Here is a 15,997-nt window from a genome sequence, read left to right on the forward strand (position 1 = left end):
CAGGTGTGTGATCGCCGTATGGTTCGTCTCATGGGCGTCACAGGAGGGGGAACAACGAATGTACCCCGCAGCGATGTTGCCGACACCGTCCTGAAGCGGCTCACCGTCACCTATGCCGCCGCGGCCGACCCGGAACGCGCCGTGGCCATGCGGGCGTACATGAAGGATGTCGCCCCCTTCCTCGGCCTCGGCACACCGGAGCGGCGCGCCCTGTCCCGCACGGTCCTGGTGGGCGTGCCCCGCCCCGACGAGACCGACTGCACCGCGATCGCCCTGCGCTGTTGGCAGCTCCCCGAGCGGGAGTACCACTACTTCGCCGTCGACTATCTGCGCCGCCACATCGGCCGCTGTTCCTCGGGATTCTTGCCGGTCGCCCGGCACTTGGTGAGCACCGTCCCGTGGTGGGACACCGTCGACGCACTCGCCTCCCACGTAGTGGGAGGCCTGGTCGCCGCCGACCCGAAGCTGAAGACCGAGATGGACGCCTGGATCGCCGACGACGACCTGTGGATCGCCCGCACGGCCCTGCTCCACCAGCTGCGCTACAAGGAACACACCGACACCGAGCGCCTCTTCGCCTACTGCCTGCATCAGTCGGGCCACCCGGACTTCTTCATCCGCAAGGCCATCGGCTGGTGCCTGCGCGAGTACGCCAAGACCGACCCGGAGGCCGTACGGGCCTTCCTGGCCCGGGAGCAGGGGAAGCTCGCGCCGCTGTCGGTGCGGGAGGCGCTGAAGAACATCGGAGCCTGAACGGAGCCTGAACTCGGCTGCCGCGACTCCGCTGCCCCGACTCCTCTGCCCCGATAAATCATTCGACGTCGGGCAAAGCGTCGGCAATGATCGGAGCCATGTTCCGGTACGCCTTCGTCGTTGCAGCATCCGCAGTCGCGGATGCTCCGAAGGCTGCCGTCGCCATCTTCCTGGCCGCCGCCGACGGCGCCCGAAGCTGACCCTCTCCGGATCGTCCGGCGGACCCCGCAGGGGGAGGGTCGGCAAGTCCTTGGGGTCCCCGCTCTCCACACAGAGGCTTCACGACAGACTTCGAGGTACAGCCATGTCCAAGACGGCATACGTGCGCACCAAACCACATCTGAACATCGGCACGATGGGCCACGTAGACCACGGCAAGACCACCCTGACCGCCGCCATCACCAAGGTCCTCGCCGAGCGCGGCGCCGCGTCCTTCGTCCCGTTCGACCGGATCGACCGGGCGCCGGAGGAGGCCGCGCGCGGCATCACCATCAACATCGCGCACGTCGAGTACGAGACCGACACCCGGCACTACGCGCACGTCGACATGCCGGGCCACGCCGACTACGTCAAGAACATGGTCACCGGGGCCGCGCAGCTCGACGGGGCGATCCTCGTCGTCTCCGCGCTCGACGGGATCATGCCGCAGACCGCCGAACACGTGCTGCTCGCCCGGCAGGTGGGCGTCGACCACATCGTCGTCGCCCTGAACAAGGCCGACGCGGGCGACGAGGAGCTGACCGACCTGGTCGAGCTGGAGGTCCGTGACCTGCTCTCCCGGCACGGGTACGGCGGTGACGCGGCGCCCGTCGTACGGGTCTCCGGGTTGAAGGCGCTGGAGGGCGACCCGCGCTGGACGGCGTCCGTGGAGGCGCTGCTGGACGCCGTGGACACGTATGTGCCCATGCCGGAGCGGTACTTGGACGCGCCGTTCCTGTTGTCCGTCGAGAACGTGCTCACGATCACCGGCCGGGGGACGGTGGTGACGGGCGCCGTCGAGCGGGGCACGGTCCGTGTGGGCGACCGGGTCGAAGTGCTCGGCGCCTCCGTCGACACCGTGGTCACCGGCCTGGAGACCTTCGGCAAGCCGATGGAGGAGGCGCAGGCCGGGGACAGTGTGGCGCTGTTGCTGCGGGGAGTCGCCCGTGACGTGGTCCGGCGCGGGCATGTCGTGGCCGCACCCGGCAGTGTGGTGCCCAGTCGTCGGTTCTCGGCGCAGGTGTATGTCCTGTCGGCGCGTGAGGGTGGGCGTACGACGCCTGTCTCCTCCGGATACCGGCCTCAGTTCTATATCCGTACGGCGGATGTGGTGGGGGACATCGACCTCGGTGAGGTGGGGGTCGCGCGGCCCGGGGAGACGGTCACGTTGACCGTCGAGCTCGGGCGCGAGGTGCCGCTGGAGCCGGGGCTCGGGTTCGCCATCCGTGAGGGCGGACGGACGGTTGGGGCGGGGACCGTGACGGCCCTTCTCTGAGGGTGGCACAGGTGCGTGGGGGACTGCGGGGCCGTTGTGGCTGGTCGCGCAGTTCCCCGCGCCCCCTGGGTGGGGACACTCACCGCACAATGGGGGAGTGAACGAATCCATACCCGTGACCAGGACGGTCGACCACGGCATCGCCAAGCTCATGCCCGATGTCGATCGGAAGCGGGCCTGGCTGCTCACCGTCGACGGGGCGCCGCAGTCGTACGTCGATCTGGATGAGCCGACGCATCTGGAGTTCGAGTACGCGCGGCGGCTCGGGCATGTCCTGGACACCGTCGCCGAACCGGGGAGTCCGCTGGACGTCCTGCACCTCGGTGGGGGAGCGCTCACCCTGCCCCGGTATGTGGCGGCCACGCGGCCCGGCTCCCGGCAGGACGTCGTGGAGGCCGACCGGGCGCTGCTGGAGCTGGTCGGCGAGCAGCTTCCGCTCACGGACGGGGCCGGTATCGCCCTGCATGCCGCGGACGCGCGTGCGTGGCTGGCGGACGCGCCCGCCGGGTCGGCGGACGTCATCGTCGCGGACGTCTTCGGCGGCTCACGTGTGCCGGCGCATCTGACGTCGGTCGCCTACGCCGCGGAGGCCGACCGGGTGCTGCGAGCAGGCGGCGTCTATCTCGCCAACCTCGCCGATGCCACGCCCTTCGCCTTCCTGCGCTCCCAACTCGCCACCTTCGCCACGGTGTTCCAGGAGCTGGCGCTGATCGCCGAACCGGCCGTCCTGCGCGGCCGGCGCTTCGGCAACGCGATCCTCGTCGCCGCGCACCATCCCGTCGACATCGGCGCGCTGGCCCGGCTCACCGCCGCCGACGCCTTCCCGGCCCGCGTCGAACACGGGCTCGCCCTGCGGCACTTCACCGGCGGCGCGCGTCCGGTCGGGGACGAGGACGCCGTGCCGTCACCCGAGCCCCCCGACGGGGCGTTCGGCATCGGCTGAGCGGTGCTCCCGGCGTTGTCTTCCTTGCCGGCGTCGAACACGGCCTCGCTCTACGGCACTTCACCGGCGGCGCGCGTCCGGTCGGGGACGAGGACGCCGTGCCGTCACCCGAGCCCCCCGACGGGGCGTTCGGCATCGGCTGAGCGGTGCTCCCGGCGTTGTCTTCCTTGCCGGCGTCGAACACGGCCTCGCTCTACGGCACTTCACCGGCGGCGCGCGTCCGGTCGGGGACGAGGACGCCGTGGCGTCACCCGAGCCCCCGGACGGGGCGTTCGGCATCGGCTGAGCCGTTGTCCGCACGCGGCGTCCCCTTGGTCACGGGTGTAGTGGTGCGGCGCAGGTTCCGTACGTCCGGTACGCACAGGGCTGCCGCGGTCACCACGACGACCAGCGCCGCGCAGCCCCACAGCGCGTTCGTCCGCCCGAGTCCCTCCTCCGCAGGGCCCGCCAGCGCCGTTGCCAGCGGCACCAAGGCGACCGAGCCGAACCAGTCGTAGGCGGCGACCCGCGACAGCTTGTCCTCCGGAATCTCCTGATGGAGCGCGGTCATCCAGGACACCCCGAAGACCTCGAGCGTCACCCCGGTCACGAACATCACCGCGCACAGCGCGGCGACCGGCACCGGCACGGCGAGGGCGGCGGCGGGCAGGGCGAGGGGGAAGACGCAGAGGGTGCCGGCGAGGAGCAGACGACGTGGCTTCCAGCGGGTCATCAGGAGTGCGCCGGCCACCGTGCCCGCGCCGAAGCAGCCCAGTGCCAGACCCCAGGGGCCCGCCCCGCCCAGATGGTCCCGGGCGACGAGGGGGCCGTAGACCGCCTCGGCCGCGGCGACGACAGCGTTCGCGACGGAGAACTGCACGACGACGGCCCACAGCCATGGCCGGCCGGTGAACTCCCGCCAGCCATCCCGGAGATCGGCGAGGAGCCCGCCGCCCGGCTCGCGCGGCGGGATGTGGCCGACGTCGAGGAAGGACCGCAGCGATGCGGCGACCGCGAAGGCGGCGGCGTCGGCCGCGAGGACCCAGCCGGGACCGATCGCGGCGACCATCGCGCCACCGAGGGCCGCGCCGCCCACCGCCGCCCCCTGCATCGCCATCCGGAACACCGCGAACGCGCGGCTCGCCTGCTCCCCGCTGACCGTGGACAGCAGCATGCCCTCCGCGGCCGGGCTGAAGAACGCCTGACCGGTGCCTCCCAGCGCGGTCAGCAGCATCATCTGCCACAGCTGCGGCTCGCCGGCGAGGACCAGCACGGCGAACGCGCCCTGCGAGACGACGTTGAGGGCGTTCGCCGCGACCATGACGCGATGCCGGGGCAGCCGGTCCGCGACGGCGCCGCCGATCAGCAGGAAGAGCACCAGCGGCAGCGTGCGGGCGGCGGCCACCAGGCCCACGTCACCGCCGTCGCCGCCGGTCTCGATCACGGCGAACGCGGCGGCGATCAGCGCGCCGTGACTGCCCAGGTTCGTGACGACCGCGGCGGCGGTCAGCAGGCTGTAGTTGCGGCCCGCCCACTCGGGCCTGCGCGGATGTCGGGCGCGGGATTCGGCGGCGGAGGTCACCGGCCGACTATCCCCGCCCCGACCCCTGCTTGCCAAACCCGTTTCCGGTCGTCAGGGACGTGATGACTCCGGCCACACAGATCTGGCCAGCGTGAGCTACTCGTGGGTAACATGCCGGTCATGAGCGCAGACCAGATGTCGATCGGCGAACTGCTCGCCGCCACGGTGCCGATGGTTCGGACCCTGAACCTGGAGTACCTGGAGACCACTCCGGAGAAGGCCGTGCTGGCTCTCCCGGACCAGAGCGAGTACCGCAATCACGTCGGCGGTCCGCATGCCGGAGCGATGTTCACCCTCGGCGAGTCGGCCAGCGGCGCGATCGTCCTGGCCGCCTTCGGGGACCAGCTCTCGCGGGCCGTACCCCTCCCGGTCAACGCCGAGATCGCCTTCAAGAAGATCGCGCTCGGGCCGGTCAGGGCCACCGCGACGCTCGGCCGCCCGGCCGCCGACATCGTCGCCGAACTCGACGAGGGCAAGCGCCCGGAGTTCCCGGTGACCGTCGCCATCCAGCGCGAGGACGGCGCCGTCACCGGCGAGATGACCGTGGTGTGGACGCTCCGGCCCAATGGCTGAACGCCGGTAGTGAAGAAGACGAAGGCCCCGGGCGCGTCCCGGGGCCTTCGCCATAAGTTGGAGATTTCGTGTGCCAGCCGGCTTTGGACGTACACAACTTGACGGCCATACCCCGGGCATTTTTCGAATGCGGGTGCGGATACCGCTGGTAACAGTCTGAATTTCTTGCGTTTTGAACATCGGTCACTCGAACTTCTTGTTTCCTGTCAGGCGCTTGTGCGAAAGTGATCCTCCCGCGAGAAGGTAAAGGTCAGGGTCTTTCTCCGGTCTGCACCAATCCGGCGCCTGCTTTCCGACGGATGTCATTCACATTGCCGTCCAGCGGCTTGGAAGGAAATGGTTCAGTGCAATCTCCCCACCCCCCACGGCCCCCGTACCCGCCGCGGCCCGGAGCGAGCCAGGGGGAGTCCGACCGTAATCTCGTCGCCCAGCTGAACGGACCCGACGGCGGTTGCCGAGCCGTCGGGTTGCTGCTGACCCGGCACTGGCGGGCGACGTACGACTACGCAGTCATCTGCCTGGCCTCCGCGGAGAGTTCGGCGGCGATGGTGGCCACCGCCGCGTTCCATCGAGTGCTCGGCCGGCCCACCGGCGGCGCGCTGCGGCCCCGCCTTCTCGCTGCCGTACGGGACACGGTCAAGGAGTGGGCCGCCGAGGAGGCCATTTCCACGGTGCTGCCCGAACTCCGCAAACCGACCGGTGGGCGCGGACTGCTCGCGGCGCGCTCCGTGACGCCCGAAAGACGGCGGCTCGCCGAGCACGCTTTCGGAGCCCTTCCGGGGGCCTCGCAATGCCTGCTCTGGCACACCGAAGCCGAAGCCGACCCCATATCCGTACCAGCTGGTCTGTTGGGGGTGGATTCGGGCACCGCGACCGCCGCTCTCGAGCAGGCTCGGGAACAATTCCGGGCGGGCTGTGTGCGCGCCCACCGGGAACTCGCGCCCTCCGCGGAATGCCGCTTCTACAACCGACTCCTCGATGTCCCGATTCGCCGTGGCGGGGCACTGCTGCCGGATGTACGACGCCACCTGACGGAGTGCCGGTACTGCCGTCACGCCGCCGAGCAGCTGAGCCATTTCGAGGGCGGCCTGGAAGTGCTGCTCGCCGAAACGGTGCTCGGCTGGGGCGCGGTCCGCTATCTCGACTCACGGCCCGGCCGCGGTGGGTCCCGGGACCTGCCCGCCGCACGCGCCTTCGCCCGTCCGAGAGGCGGCGGACGCCACCGTCCCGCACCCGGCGGCCTCCTCACCCCGGCCCGACGGCACAAGAAGGCCGTCGTCGTCGGAGTCGGCCTGACCTCCCTCGCGCTGCTGGCCACCGTGCTCACCGCCAAGGGCTGGTCCGAAGACAACGGTGTCCCCGGCGCGCAGGCCACCTGGGGTGTGCCCAGCGGCAGTTCCGGTCGGCCGAGCGCGGCGTCCCAGCCGTCGTCCGCCTCCGCGCAGCGGCCGTCGGGGGTCGGCCACGGCAGGTTCCGCAACCCGGCCGCCGACGCGTGCCTCGATGTGCGCGACGGCCGGGTGGAGCCCGGTACGGCGGCCGTACTGGCGGCCTGTTCGTCCGCCGGGTCGCAGCAGTGGTCGTACGAGAACGACGGTCTGCTGCGCAGCCTCGCCGATCCGACCCTCTGCCTCGGCTCCGACGCCGACCGGGGAGCGGTCGCGCTGGCCGGGTGTGTGGTGCACGCGGGGCAGGTGCAGTACGACCTGACCGTGCACGGCGAGCTGCTGCTCCGCTGGCGCAACGGGCAGGCCGTCGCACCCGGCCCGGGCAAGGACGTGGTCGTCACCGACCGGGACGGATCCCCGGACCAGAGGTGGGTGCTCAACCCGGGGAGCGACGCGCCCGACGAGTCCAGTGCCCCCGAGCCGGAGGTGCGGAAGTCTCCGGACCGGCCCTCGGAGCAGGGGCCCGACGATCCGCCCGAGCGGTACCAGACGCGTTCTGTCCAGGCCGGGGCCGGGGATGAATCCGAGGCCGAGGCGCCGGGAACGCGTGCCGGCGATCTTCCGGTCGAGGGTCGTGTCCTGCACGCGGCGTCTGCAGCGGCCGACTCCGTCGTCGCGACTCTTGAGGCCGCTCTCCACTGATCACGGGGGGTCACCTGCCCTGAGGGTGACTCATTGACTCGAGTCACCCTCGCAAGCAGTTTTCCCGTCGCGCCCGTGGTGTCTAACGGAGTGTCAAGTCGGTTCTGGCGCATAGTGCGTTTCAGAGGGCGAATGCGGCCACGGGCGCCCGCGCGTCCGCGGTCACACCGTCGTGCCCGCACACCGAAGGAGTGACGGCCCATGACCGACACCGTCTCCCGGCGATCCTCGCTGCGTCTGCTGGGCGCCGCGATCGCCGTCGCCACGGCGGCCTCCGGCGGACTCACCCCGCCGTCGCGCGCCCACGCGCAGGGCAAGCCCGGTGCGGGCGCCGCACCCCGCGTCGAGGCGCTCATCGCCAAGCTCACCCTCGACGAGAAGATCTCCCTGCTGCACGGCGCCACCGACCCCGCCACGCTCGGCCAGGCGGGCTACGTCCCCGGAGTGAAACGCCTCGGCATCCCGCCGCTGCGCCTCGCCGACGGCCCGGCCGGAGTCCGCGTCACCCAGCACGCCACCGCCCTGCCCGCCCCCGTCCTGCTGGCCTCCGCCTTCGACCCAGCCCTGGCCCGCCGCTACGGACAGGTCATCGGACGCGAGGGCCGCGCCCTCGGCCAGGACGTCCTGCTGTCCCCGATGGTCAACCTGATCCGCACCCCGTACGCGGGCCGCAACTTCGAGACCTTCAGCGAGGACCCGCTGCTCTCCTCCGACCTGGTCGCCGCCGAGATCGAGGGCATCCAGGGCGAGGGACTCATCGCGACCGTCAAGCACTTCGCGATGAACAACCAGGAGAAGGACCGCACAACCGTCGATGTGCGGGTCGACGAGCAGACCATGCACGAGACCGAACTGCGTCCCTTCGAAGCGGCCGTGCAGGCCGGCACCGGCGCGGTCATGGGCGCCTACAACAAGGTCAACGGCACCTACGCCTGCGAGAACAAGGCTCTCCTCACCGACATCCTGCGCACCCGGTGGGGCTTCGACGGCTGGGTGATGACGGACTGGCGGGCCGCGCACAGCACCGCCAAGGCCCTCACCGCCGGGCTCGACATGGAGATGCCGGACGACGTCTATTTCGGCAAGGCCCTGAAGAAGGCCGCGCAGAACCGCACCGTGCCCGAGCTCCACATCGACCAGGCGGTACGCCGCATCCTCACCGTGATGGACCGCTTCGGCCTGCTCGACGGCAGAGCTCCGACCCGCCCCGGCCGGAACGCCAAGGCGGGTGCGGCGGTCGCCCTGGAGGTCGCCAAGGCGGGTGCGACCCTCCTGCACAACGAGCGAGGCACCCTCCCGCTGACCGCCGGGGACATCGCGGTGATCGGCCCGACCGGCGAACTGCCCTTCGTCAGCGGCGGCGGCAGCGCCCATGTGGTCCCCGACCGCGCCGACAGCCCCCTCGACGCGATCCGAGTGCGCGCCGGACGGGCCGCAAAGGTGAGATACGCGCTCGGCGAGGACCTCTACGGCAGACCGCTCCCGGCGTCCGCGCTCTCACCCGGCTTCAAGAGCGAGGGCCAGGGTGTCGGTGCCGGGAAGACCTGGACGTACGACGGTGAACTGACCGTCTCCGACACCGATGAGTGGACCTTCGTCATCCACTACTCGGGCGCGGCCGACCTCCGCCCCAAGGTCCTCGTCGACGGCAAGGAACTCTTCCCGGTCAAGCCCGGCTACGGCGAGTGGTTCAGCGGCGGCCTCATCTACACCGCGCCCGACCAGCTGTCCGTGCGCCGCACGACCCTGCGGCTGACCAAGGGCAAGCACACCCTGAAGATCACCGCGCGGGGCGGGGACACCGGCCAGCTGTTCCGGCTGCGGCACACCACCGGCGCGATCCGCACGCAGAACGTCGCCGAGGCGGTACGGGCCGCGCGCGCCGCCCGGCATGTCGTCCTGTTCGCCTACGAGGACGCCACCGAGGGCCAGGACCGCACCACCATCGCGCTCCCCGGCCACCAGAACGATCTGATCGACGCGGTGACCGCGGCGAACCCGCGCACCACCGTCGTCCTCAACACCTCGTCCGCCACCTCGATGCCCTGGCTCACCCGCACCGGCGCCGTTCTCCAGATGTACTACCCGGGCCAGGAGGGCGCCGCCGCCACGGCCGCCGTCCTGTTCGGCGACTGCGACCCCGGCGGCCGGCTCACCCAGACCTTCCCCGTCGACGACGACCACCATCCCGTCGCCCGCGACGCCGCCCGCTACCCCGGTGTCGGCGGCCGTGAGGAGTACACGGAGGGCATCCACCTCGGCTACCGCTGGTACGAGGCCGAGGGCGTGCCGCCCCTGTTCCCCTTCGGGCACGGGCTGTCGTACACCTCCTTCTCCTACGAGGACCTGTCCGTGCGCCCCGCCGGCCGCGGGCTCGACGTCACCTTCACGGTCCGCAACACGGGCCGGCGTGCCGGTGTCGCCGTGCCGCAGGTGTACGTCGGGAAATCGCCTGACCTCCAACTCGACCAGCCGGTACGGGTGTTGGGCGCCTATCGGCGGCTCTCCCTGCTCCGGGGCGAACAGCGCCGCGTCACCGTGCACGTCGCCGCCCGCACCCTCTCCTCATGGGACCCGAACCGCCATGACTGGGCGCTCGGCACGGGCCTGCGTGTGGTGTGGGTCGGGGCGTCGGCACGGGATCTGCGGCTGCGGGGACTCGGAGAGGTACGCGGATAGGGCGGGAGAGTTGACCGATCAGCTCGGCCGGACCCTCTACCTCCAGGAAGTGCTCGGCTTCTCCCCTCTGGCACCCGCTGAACCCCCGCAACCTGTGGGACGCGATGGTGTCAGTGTGACCCGGTAGGCTGCCCGGCGTGCGCCCGGAGCAGGGCGCACGCCGGGAAATGAAGCAGGACCCGAATCGGGAGGAAGCGGCGTTGCACGTCCAGGAATGGCTCGAGACAGTACCCCCGATCGCCATCTACGCACTGGTGGGTGTGGTGATCGGCCTGGAGAGCCTGGGCATCCCGCTGCCGGGAGAGATCATCCTGGTCTCCTCCGCGCTGCTCGCCTCCCAGCACGGCGACATCGACCCCTTCATCCTCGGAGCCTGCGCCAGCGCCGGCGCGATCATCGGTGACTCCATCGGTTATGCCATCGGCCGCAAGGGCGGACGCCCCCTGCTGGCCTGGCTCGGCAAGAAGTTCCCCAAGCACTTCAGCGAGGGCCATATCGCCACCGCCGAGCGCTCCTTCCAGAAGTGGGGCATGTGGGCTGTCTTCTTCGGCCGCTTCGTCGCCCTCCTCCGCATCTTCGCCGGCCCCCTCGCCGGCGTACTGCACATGCCGTACTGGAAGTTCCTCATCGCCAACGTCTTCGGCGGCATCCTCTGGGCCGGCGGCACGACCGCCGTCATCTACTACGTCGGCGTCGTAGCCGAGTCCTGGCTGAAGCGCTTCTCCTGGCTGGGCCTGGTCCTGGCCATCCTCATCGGCGTCACGTCGATGCTGATCCTGAAGCGCAAGGCAAAGAAGGCCCAGATCGCACACAAGGAACCGGAGCCGGTAGCCGCCGGGGACTAAAACGCCCCGTCAGGGGCGCGGGGAACTGCGCGACAAGCCACAACGCACCCGCAGACCGCGAACGACCTCTAGCCCCCGTGCTCTTCCCGGTGCGCCTTCGCCAACTCCGCATACATCGTCCCGTTCAGCGTGACCCCCTGACGCTCTTCCTCCGTCAACTCCCGCTTAACCTTCGCGGGAACGCCCGCAACCAAGGAACCGGGCGGCACCCGCATCCCCTGCGGCACCAGAGCCTGCGCCGCGACCAAGGACCCGGCTCCGATCACCGCACCGTTCAGCACGGTCGCCCCCATCCCGATCAGACAGTCGTCCTCAACGGTCGCCCCATGCACCACCGCGTTGTGCCCCACGGACACCCGCGCACCGATGCTCACAGGAAAACCGGGATCGGCATGCAACGTGCAGTTGTCCTGGATATTGCTCTGCACCCCGACGGAGATCCGTTCCACGTCACCGCGTACCACCGCGCCGTACCAAACGCTCGCCCCGGCCTCCAGCGTCACATCCCCGATCACCGTGGACGTGGGCGCCACGAACGCGTCCGTGTGGATCTTCGGCTCCCTGCCGCCGATGCCCTTGATCAGCGCTTTGTGCGTCATCACCGTCTCCTGTCGTCCGCGGTACACCGGAACGCTACCGCCACCTGGTAGGGCGAAGATCACAGCCCCTCGACGTCATCAGGGGACCGAACGCTCAGTACGGTAAGCGGGTGCTCAAGCGCAAGAACACGTTCTCGTCCTGGCGGCGCAGCCTCACGCAGCGCGCCGTCCACGCGGGCTGGGCGTGGGCGCAGCGCATGGGTTCGGTGACGGCCGAGAGCCCCGGCCGATTCCACTTCGGCGCCATCGGCGAAGCCACCCGCCTCGCCTTCCCGCTCGGCACGGTCTTCGGCGAACCCTGGATCCACCTCGGCTCCCACTGCATCGTCGGCGAGCAGGTGACCCTGACCGCCGGTCTGATGCCGGACCTGGATCTCGGCCCGGAGCCGATCCTGCGCATCGGAGACGGGGTGGTCCTGGGGCGCGGCAGCCATGTCATCGCCGACACGACGGTCACCATCGGCAGCGACTGCTACTTCGGGCCGTACGTCTATGTCACGTCCACGAACCACTCGTACGACGATCCGCACCAGCCCATCGGCAAGCAGTGGCCGCGGATGGAGCCGGTGGAGATCGGTCCGGGCTGCTGGATCGGCACCGGCGCGGTGATCCTGCCCGGCGCCCGGATCGGCCGGAACGTCGTGGTGGCGGCGGGGGCGGTCGTACGAGGCGTGGTGCCCGACCATGCGGTGGTGGCGGGCGCGCCCGCCCGGGTCGTACGACGCTGGACTCCCGGTGAGGGCTGGCAGCCGCCGCTGAGGACCCCCGCGCCGGTGCCGATTCCGGACGGCGTCACGCCCGAACAGTTGCTGGCGCTGGGGGAGTTGGACGAGGAGGCCGCGGCCAGGCTCGCCCAGCTGGACGCCGAAGCCTGAGTGCTCCCGCTCAGCCCGCCGCCAGCATCAGCGTGCCGACCAGGGCGAGACCCGCGCCGGCCGCCTGGATGGTCCGCAGCCGTTCGCTGAGGAAGCCGCGTGCGGCCAGGGCGGTCACCACCGGGTAGAGCGAGGCGAGCACCGCGGCCACGGTGACCGGGCCGTGCTGGGCGGCGATCGAGTAGGTGCCGTTCGCCGCGACGTCCGCCAGCCCGACGAAGGCCAGCGCGGGCAGCGATGCCCACGGGAAGCCGCCCTCCGGGACGGCCGCGGCGCCCTTCTTCACGGAGACGTAGAGCGCGAGGCCGCCCGCCGCCATGTTGGTCACGCGCTGCACGAAGAGGGCGAGGAAGAGACCGGTGATCGTCGTCGACGCCTCCGCGATCAGCGCGAACACCGTGCCGAAGCCCACCGCCGCGATCAGCGTGAGCAGGATGGCCTGGCGCTGCACCGGTGCGCCCCTGAGCTGCGGTCCGCCCGCGAGGACGACGCCGAGGACGGCGACCGCGACCCCCGCGACCTGCACCAGGCCGGGCCGCTCACCGAGGAAGAGCCCGACACCGACCGGGACGGCGACGCCCAGCGTGCCGAGCGGGGAGACCACGCCCATCGGCCCGAGCGACAGTGCCTTGTAGAAGCAGAGGAGGGCGACCGGCCCGACCAGCCCGGCCGTGACGGCGAACCACAGCAGCGGACCGGCTTCGCTCCAGGCGCCCGTGGCCGCCACGATCACGCCGAGCACCGCGGCCGCGATCGTCTGCGAGACGACGACCACGGTGAGCGCCGGGGTGCGTCGGGTCAGCAGTCCGCCGCCGAAGTCGGCCAGCCCCCACAACAGGCTGCTGGCCAGGGCGAAGAATGCTGTCACGGGTAGCCTCGCAGTACAGTTCGGTGAACACGTCGGGTGCGTCGGTTGCACCCCCACCGTAGTTCAATGAACTGAACGCTGTCATCCAGAATATTGGCCTAGATGTTGGATGGAATGTGTCGGACCTCGACCTGCTGACCCAATCCCTGGCGCGCAACGTCAAGCACTGGCGATCGGTGCGCGGCTACACGCTGGACGTGCTCGCCGCCCGGTCCGGCGTCAGTCGCGGCATGCTCATCCAGATCGAGCAGGCCCGCACCAATCCCAGCCTCGGCACGGTCGTCAAGATCGGCGACGCCCTCGGGATCAGCATCACCACCCTCCTCGACTACGAGCAGGGCCCGAAGGTCCGTATCGTCCCCGCCGAGCAGGCCGTACGGCTGTGGCACACCGACGCCGGCAGCTACAACATGCTCCTCGCGGGCACCGAGGCCCCCGGCCCGCTGGAGATGTGGAGGTGGTACCTGACGCCGGGCGAGAGCAGCCCTTCGGATCCGCATCCCACCGGCACGGTCGAGCTGCTGCACGTCACGGAAGGCGAGCTCACGCTCACGGTCGACGGCGTGGAGTACCAGGTCCCGGCCGGTTCGAGCGCCTCCTTCGAGGCCAACACCCCGCACGTGTACGGCAATACGGGCGAGGCGCCGATGCGCATGGTCATGGCGGTCTCGGTCCCGCCCGTGCACTGAGACGGCCCTGTTACCGTGCGGTCATGGACGCACCCATCGGACACTTCGACACCGCCGCCCCGGCCCCCGACTCCCTCGACGAGCTGACCCGCCCGGTCGCCGACGCCGTACGCCACTGGAGCGGCAGCGTCCCCGCCGACCAGATCGTCTACGTCGACACCGACCCGGAGTGGGCCGACACCGCCGTCTTCGTGGAGCACTACGGCCGGGAGCTGCTGGAGCAGTCGGCGAACTGTGTGGTGGTCGCGGGCAAGCGCGGCGGCGAGACCACGCTCGCCGCCTGTGTGGTCCTGTCCACCGCCCGGGTCGACGTCAACGGCGTCGTCCGCCGCCAACTCGGCGCGCGCAAGGCCTCGTTCGCGTCGATGGACACCGCGACCGGCGAGACCGGCATGGAGTACGGCGGCATCACTCCGATCGGACTGCCCGCCGACTGGCCGGTGTTGGTGGACTCGGCCGTCGTCGACCTGCCGTACGTCCTGGTCGGCAGCGGGCGCCGGCGCGGCAAGCTGCTGGTGCCGGGGAAGGCGTTCGCCGAGCTGCCGGGGGCCGTGGTCCTGGAGGGGCTGGGCGTTCCGGTGTGACGGTCAGGTGTGGTGGGCCAGCGTCAGGTGCGGATCCGCCTCGCCCGGGACCGGCGCCGGATCGGCGTGCACCAGGGCCGCGGTGAGCCGCGGAACGGCATGCAGCAGCGCGTGTTCGGCGTTCACCGCGACGGCATGGGCCTGACGTACCGTCACATCGCCGTCCACGACGACCGCCACCTCGGCGCGCAGCCGATGCCCGATCCAGCGCAGCCGCAGCTCACCCACCCCACGCACGCCCGGCACCTCCCGCAGCGCCCGCTCGGCCCGGTCCACCAGGGCCGGGTCGACGGCGTCCATCACGCGCCGGAACACCTCCCGGGCCGCGTCGCGCAGCACCAGCGTGATCGCGGCCGTGATCGCCAACCCCACGATCGGGTCGGCGAGTTGCCAGCCCAGCGCGGCGCCCCCGGCACCCAACAGCACCGCCAGTGACGTGAATCCGTCCGTACGGGCATGCAGCCCGTCCGCGACCAGTGCGGCCGAACCGATCTCCCGCCCCACCCTGATCCGGTAGCGGGCCACCCACTCGTTGCCCGCGAATCCGACGAGGGCGGCCACGGCGACCGCCGGAATGTGCGCGACGGGCCGCGGGTCGATCAGCCGCTCGATCGCCGTCCATCCCGCGAAGGCTGCGGACGCGGCGATCGTCAGCACGATCGCGATGCCCGCCAGATCCTCGGCGCGTCCATAGCCGTAGGTGAACCGCCGCGTGGCCGCACGCCGGCCCAGCACGAACGCGATCCCGAGCGGTACGGCGGTCAGCGCGTCCGCGGTGTTGTGCACCGTGTCGCCGAGCAGCGCGACCGAACCGGACATCGCCACCACCACCGCCTGCGCCAGCGCCGTCACCCCCAGCACCGCGAGCGAGACCCACAGCGCCCGCATGCCGCGCGCGGAGGACTCCAGGGCGGAGTCGAGCTTGTCGGCGGTCTCGTGGGAGTGAGGGGTGAGGAGGTGGGTCAGGCGGTGGCGAAGGGAGTGCTTGTGCGTGTGGGGGGTGCCGTGGTGCTCGTGGTGGTGCCCGTCGCTCACGAGGGTCCCCTTCCGTTGCGTGCTGGTGGACATCTTCCCGTCCACGACGCCATTATGTGCGTATGAGCGCACGCATGCACCTGTCACCTGCGCACCATGCGCATCCGCGCACCCCCGGCGAGGAACAGTTCGCGCTCGCCGCCGAGATCCTGGCGCTGCTCGGCGACCGCACCCGGCTCGCGCTGCTGCACGCCCTCAGGGAAGGGGAGGCCGATGTCACGACGCTGACGGAGGCGTGCGGGGCGGCGCGGCCGGCGGTGAGCCAGCACCTGGCCAGGCTGCGGCTCGCGGGCCTGGTGAACACGCGGAAGGAGGGGCGCCGGGTGATCTACTCGCTGCGTGACGGGCATCTGCGCCGGCTCGTGGACGAGGCGCTGAACGTGGCCGACCACCGGCTCAGCGACCGGCCCGTGCACGACTGAACTCGGT

At 71.0% G+C, this 15,997-nt stretch carries 15 protein-coding genes and 2 pseudogenes; 13 read left to right on the forward strand and 4 right to left on the reverse strand.

Annotated elements, in window-relative coordinates:
- The first annotated feature begins 30 nt into the window (after positions 1 to 30).
- From OG828_RS41345 to OG828_RS41365, 5 genes and pseudogenes are all read left to right on the forward strand, one after another.
- A complete protein-coding gene (locus tag OG828_RS41345; RefSeq protein ID WP_328368731.1) occupies positions 31 to 753 on the forward strand; it encodes a DNA alkylation repair protein in 723 nt (240 codons plus the stop codon).
- 304 nt (positions 754 to 1,057) lie between these two features.
- On the forward strand, positions 1,058 to 2,227 hold the full coding sequence (gene tuf, locus OG828_RS41350; protein ID WP_328368733.1) for an elongation factor Tu: 1,170 nt from the start codon (positions 1,058 to 1,060) through the stop codon (positions 2,225 to 2,227).
- A gap of 97 nt (positions 2,228 to 2,324) precedes the next feature.
- Positions 2,325 to 3,170: a spermidine synthase gene (locus OG828_RS41355; protein WP_328441699.1), complete on the forward strand. Its 846-nt coding sequence runs from the start codon at positions 2,325 to 2,327 to the stop codon at positions 3,168 to 3,170.
- Positions 3,171 to 3,190: 20 nt separating this feature from the next.
- Positions 3,191 to 3,313 (forward strand): annotated as a pseudogene (locus OG828_RS41360) (spermidine synthase-like protein); the annotation flags it as partial.
- A 20-nt stretch (positions 3,314 to 3,333) separates the two neighbouring features.
- Positions 3,334 to 3,456: pseudogene (locus OG828_RS41365) on the forward strand (spermidine synthase-like protein); the annotation flags it as partial.
- Here the strand turns inward: OG828_RS41365 and OG828_RS41370 are convergent.
- On the reverse strand, positions 3,418 to 4,731 hold the full coding sequence (locus OG828_RS41370; RefSeq protein ID WP_328504038.1) for an MFS transporter: 1,314 nt from the start codon (positions 4,729 to 4,731) through the stop codon (positions 3,418 to 3,420). The pseudogene OG828_RS41365 and the gene OG828_RS41370 overlap by 39 nt on opposite strands.
- 135 nt (positions 4,732 to 4,866) lie before the next feature.
- Here OG828_RS41370 and OG828_RS41375 point away from each other — a divergent pair, with 135 nt between their 5' ends.
- From OG828_RS41375 to OG828_RS41390, 4 genes are all read left to right on the forward strand, one after another.
- Complete coding sequence (locus OG828_RS41375) at positions 4,867 to 5,304, forward strand: DUF4442 domain-containing protein (RefSeq protein ID WP_210571476.1); 438 nt, start codon at positions 4,867 to 4,869, stop codon at positions 5,302 to 5,304.
- A gap of 344 nt (positions 5,305 to 5,648) precedes the next feature.
- Positions 5,649 to 7,394: an RICIN domain-containing protein gene (locus OG828_RS41380; RefSeq protein ID WP_328504039.1), complete on the forward strand. Its 1,746-nt coding sequence runs from the start codon at positions 5,649 to 5,651 to the stop codon at positions 7,392 to 7,394.
- A gap of 201 nt (positions 7,395 to 7,595) precedes the next feature.
- The gene (locus OG828_RS41385; protein WP_328504040.1) at positions 7,596 to 10,073 is read left to right on the forward strand and encodes a beta-glucosidase family protein; all 2,478 of its coding nucleotides are present in this window, start codon (positions 7,596 to 7,598) and stop codon (positions 10,071 to 10,073) included.
- Positions 10,074 to 10,273: 200 nt separating this feature from the next.
- Positions 10,274 to 10,918, forward strand: coding sequence for a DedA family protein (locus OG828_RS41390; protein ID WP_328442586.1), 645 nt, complete (start codon positions 10,274 to 10,276; stop codon positions 10,916 to 10,918).
- A 68-nt stretch (positions 10,919 to 10,986) separates the two neighbouring features.
- Here the strand turns inward: OG828_RS41390 and OG828_RS41395 are convergent, their stop codons facing one another.
- Entirely contained in the window at positions 10,987 to 11,517 is a 531-nt protein-coding gene (locus OG828_RS41395) for a gamma carbonic anhydrase family protein (protein WP_328441703.1), read from the reverse strand.
- A 110-nt stretch (positions 11,518 to 11,627) separates the two neighbouring features.
- Here OG828_RS41395 and OG828_RS41400 point away from each other — a divergent pair, with 110 nt between their 5' ends.
- Positions 11,628 to 12,392: an acyltransferase gene (locus OG828_RS41400; protein WP_328368753.1), complete on the forward strand. Its 765-nt coding sequence runs from the start codon at positions 11,628 to 11,630 to the stop codon at positions 12,390 to 12,392.
- A gap of 10 nt (positions 12,393 to 12,402) precedes the next feature.
- On the opposite strand, the gene OG828_RS41405 is transcribed toward OG828_RS41400, so the two are convergent.
- Positions 12,403 to 13,260 (reverse strand): EamA family transporter, encoded by an 858-nt coding sequence (locus OG828_RS41405; protein WP_328368756.1) that lies wholly within the window; start codon positions 13,258 to 13,260, stop codon positions 12,403 to 12,405.
- Positions 13,261 to 13,376: 116 nt separating this feature from the next.
- On the opposite strand from OG828_RS41405, the gene OG828_RS41410 reads away from it, so the two are divergent.
- Positions 13,377 to 13,949, forward strand: coding sequence for a helix-turn-helix domain-containing protein (locus OG828_RS41410; protein WP_328368758.1), 573 nt, complete (start codon positions 13,377 to 13,379; stop codon positions 13,947 to 13,949).
- 23 nt (positions 13,950 to 13,972) lie between these two features.
- Positions 13,973 to 14,533 (forward strand): YbaK/EbsC family protein, encoded by a 561-nt coding sequence (locus OG828_RS41415; RefSeq protein ID WP_210571053.1) that lies wholly within the window; start codon positions 13,973 to 13,975, stop codon positions 14,531 to 14,533.
- Positions 14,534 to 14,536: 3 nt separating this feature from the next.
- Here the strand turns inward: OG828_RS41415 and OG828_RS41420 are convergent, their stop codons facing one another.
- Complete coding sequence (locus OG828_RS41420; RefSeq protein WP_328504041.1) at positions 14,537 to 15,568, reverse strand: cation diffusion facilitator family transporter; 1,032 nt, start codon at positions 15,566 to 15,568, stop codon at positions 14,537 to 14,539.
- A gap of 62 nt (positions 15,569 to 15,630) precedes the next feature.
- Between OG828_RS41420 and OG828_RS41425 the strand changes: the two genes are divergently transcribed.
- Positions 15,631 to 15,990, forward strand: a complete 360-nt coding sequence (locus OG828_RS41425) for an ArsR/SmtB family transcription factor (RefSeq protein ID WP_210571055.1) — start codon at positions 15,631 to 15,633, stop codon at positions 15,988 to 15,990.
- Positions 15,991 to 15,997: the final 7 nt, after the last annotated feature.

The organism is Streptomyces sp. NBC_00457 (assembly GCF_036014015.1).
Taxonomy (GTDB): Bacteria; Actinomycetota; Actinomycetes; order Streptomycetales; family Streptomycetaceae; genus Streptomyces.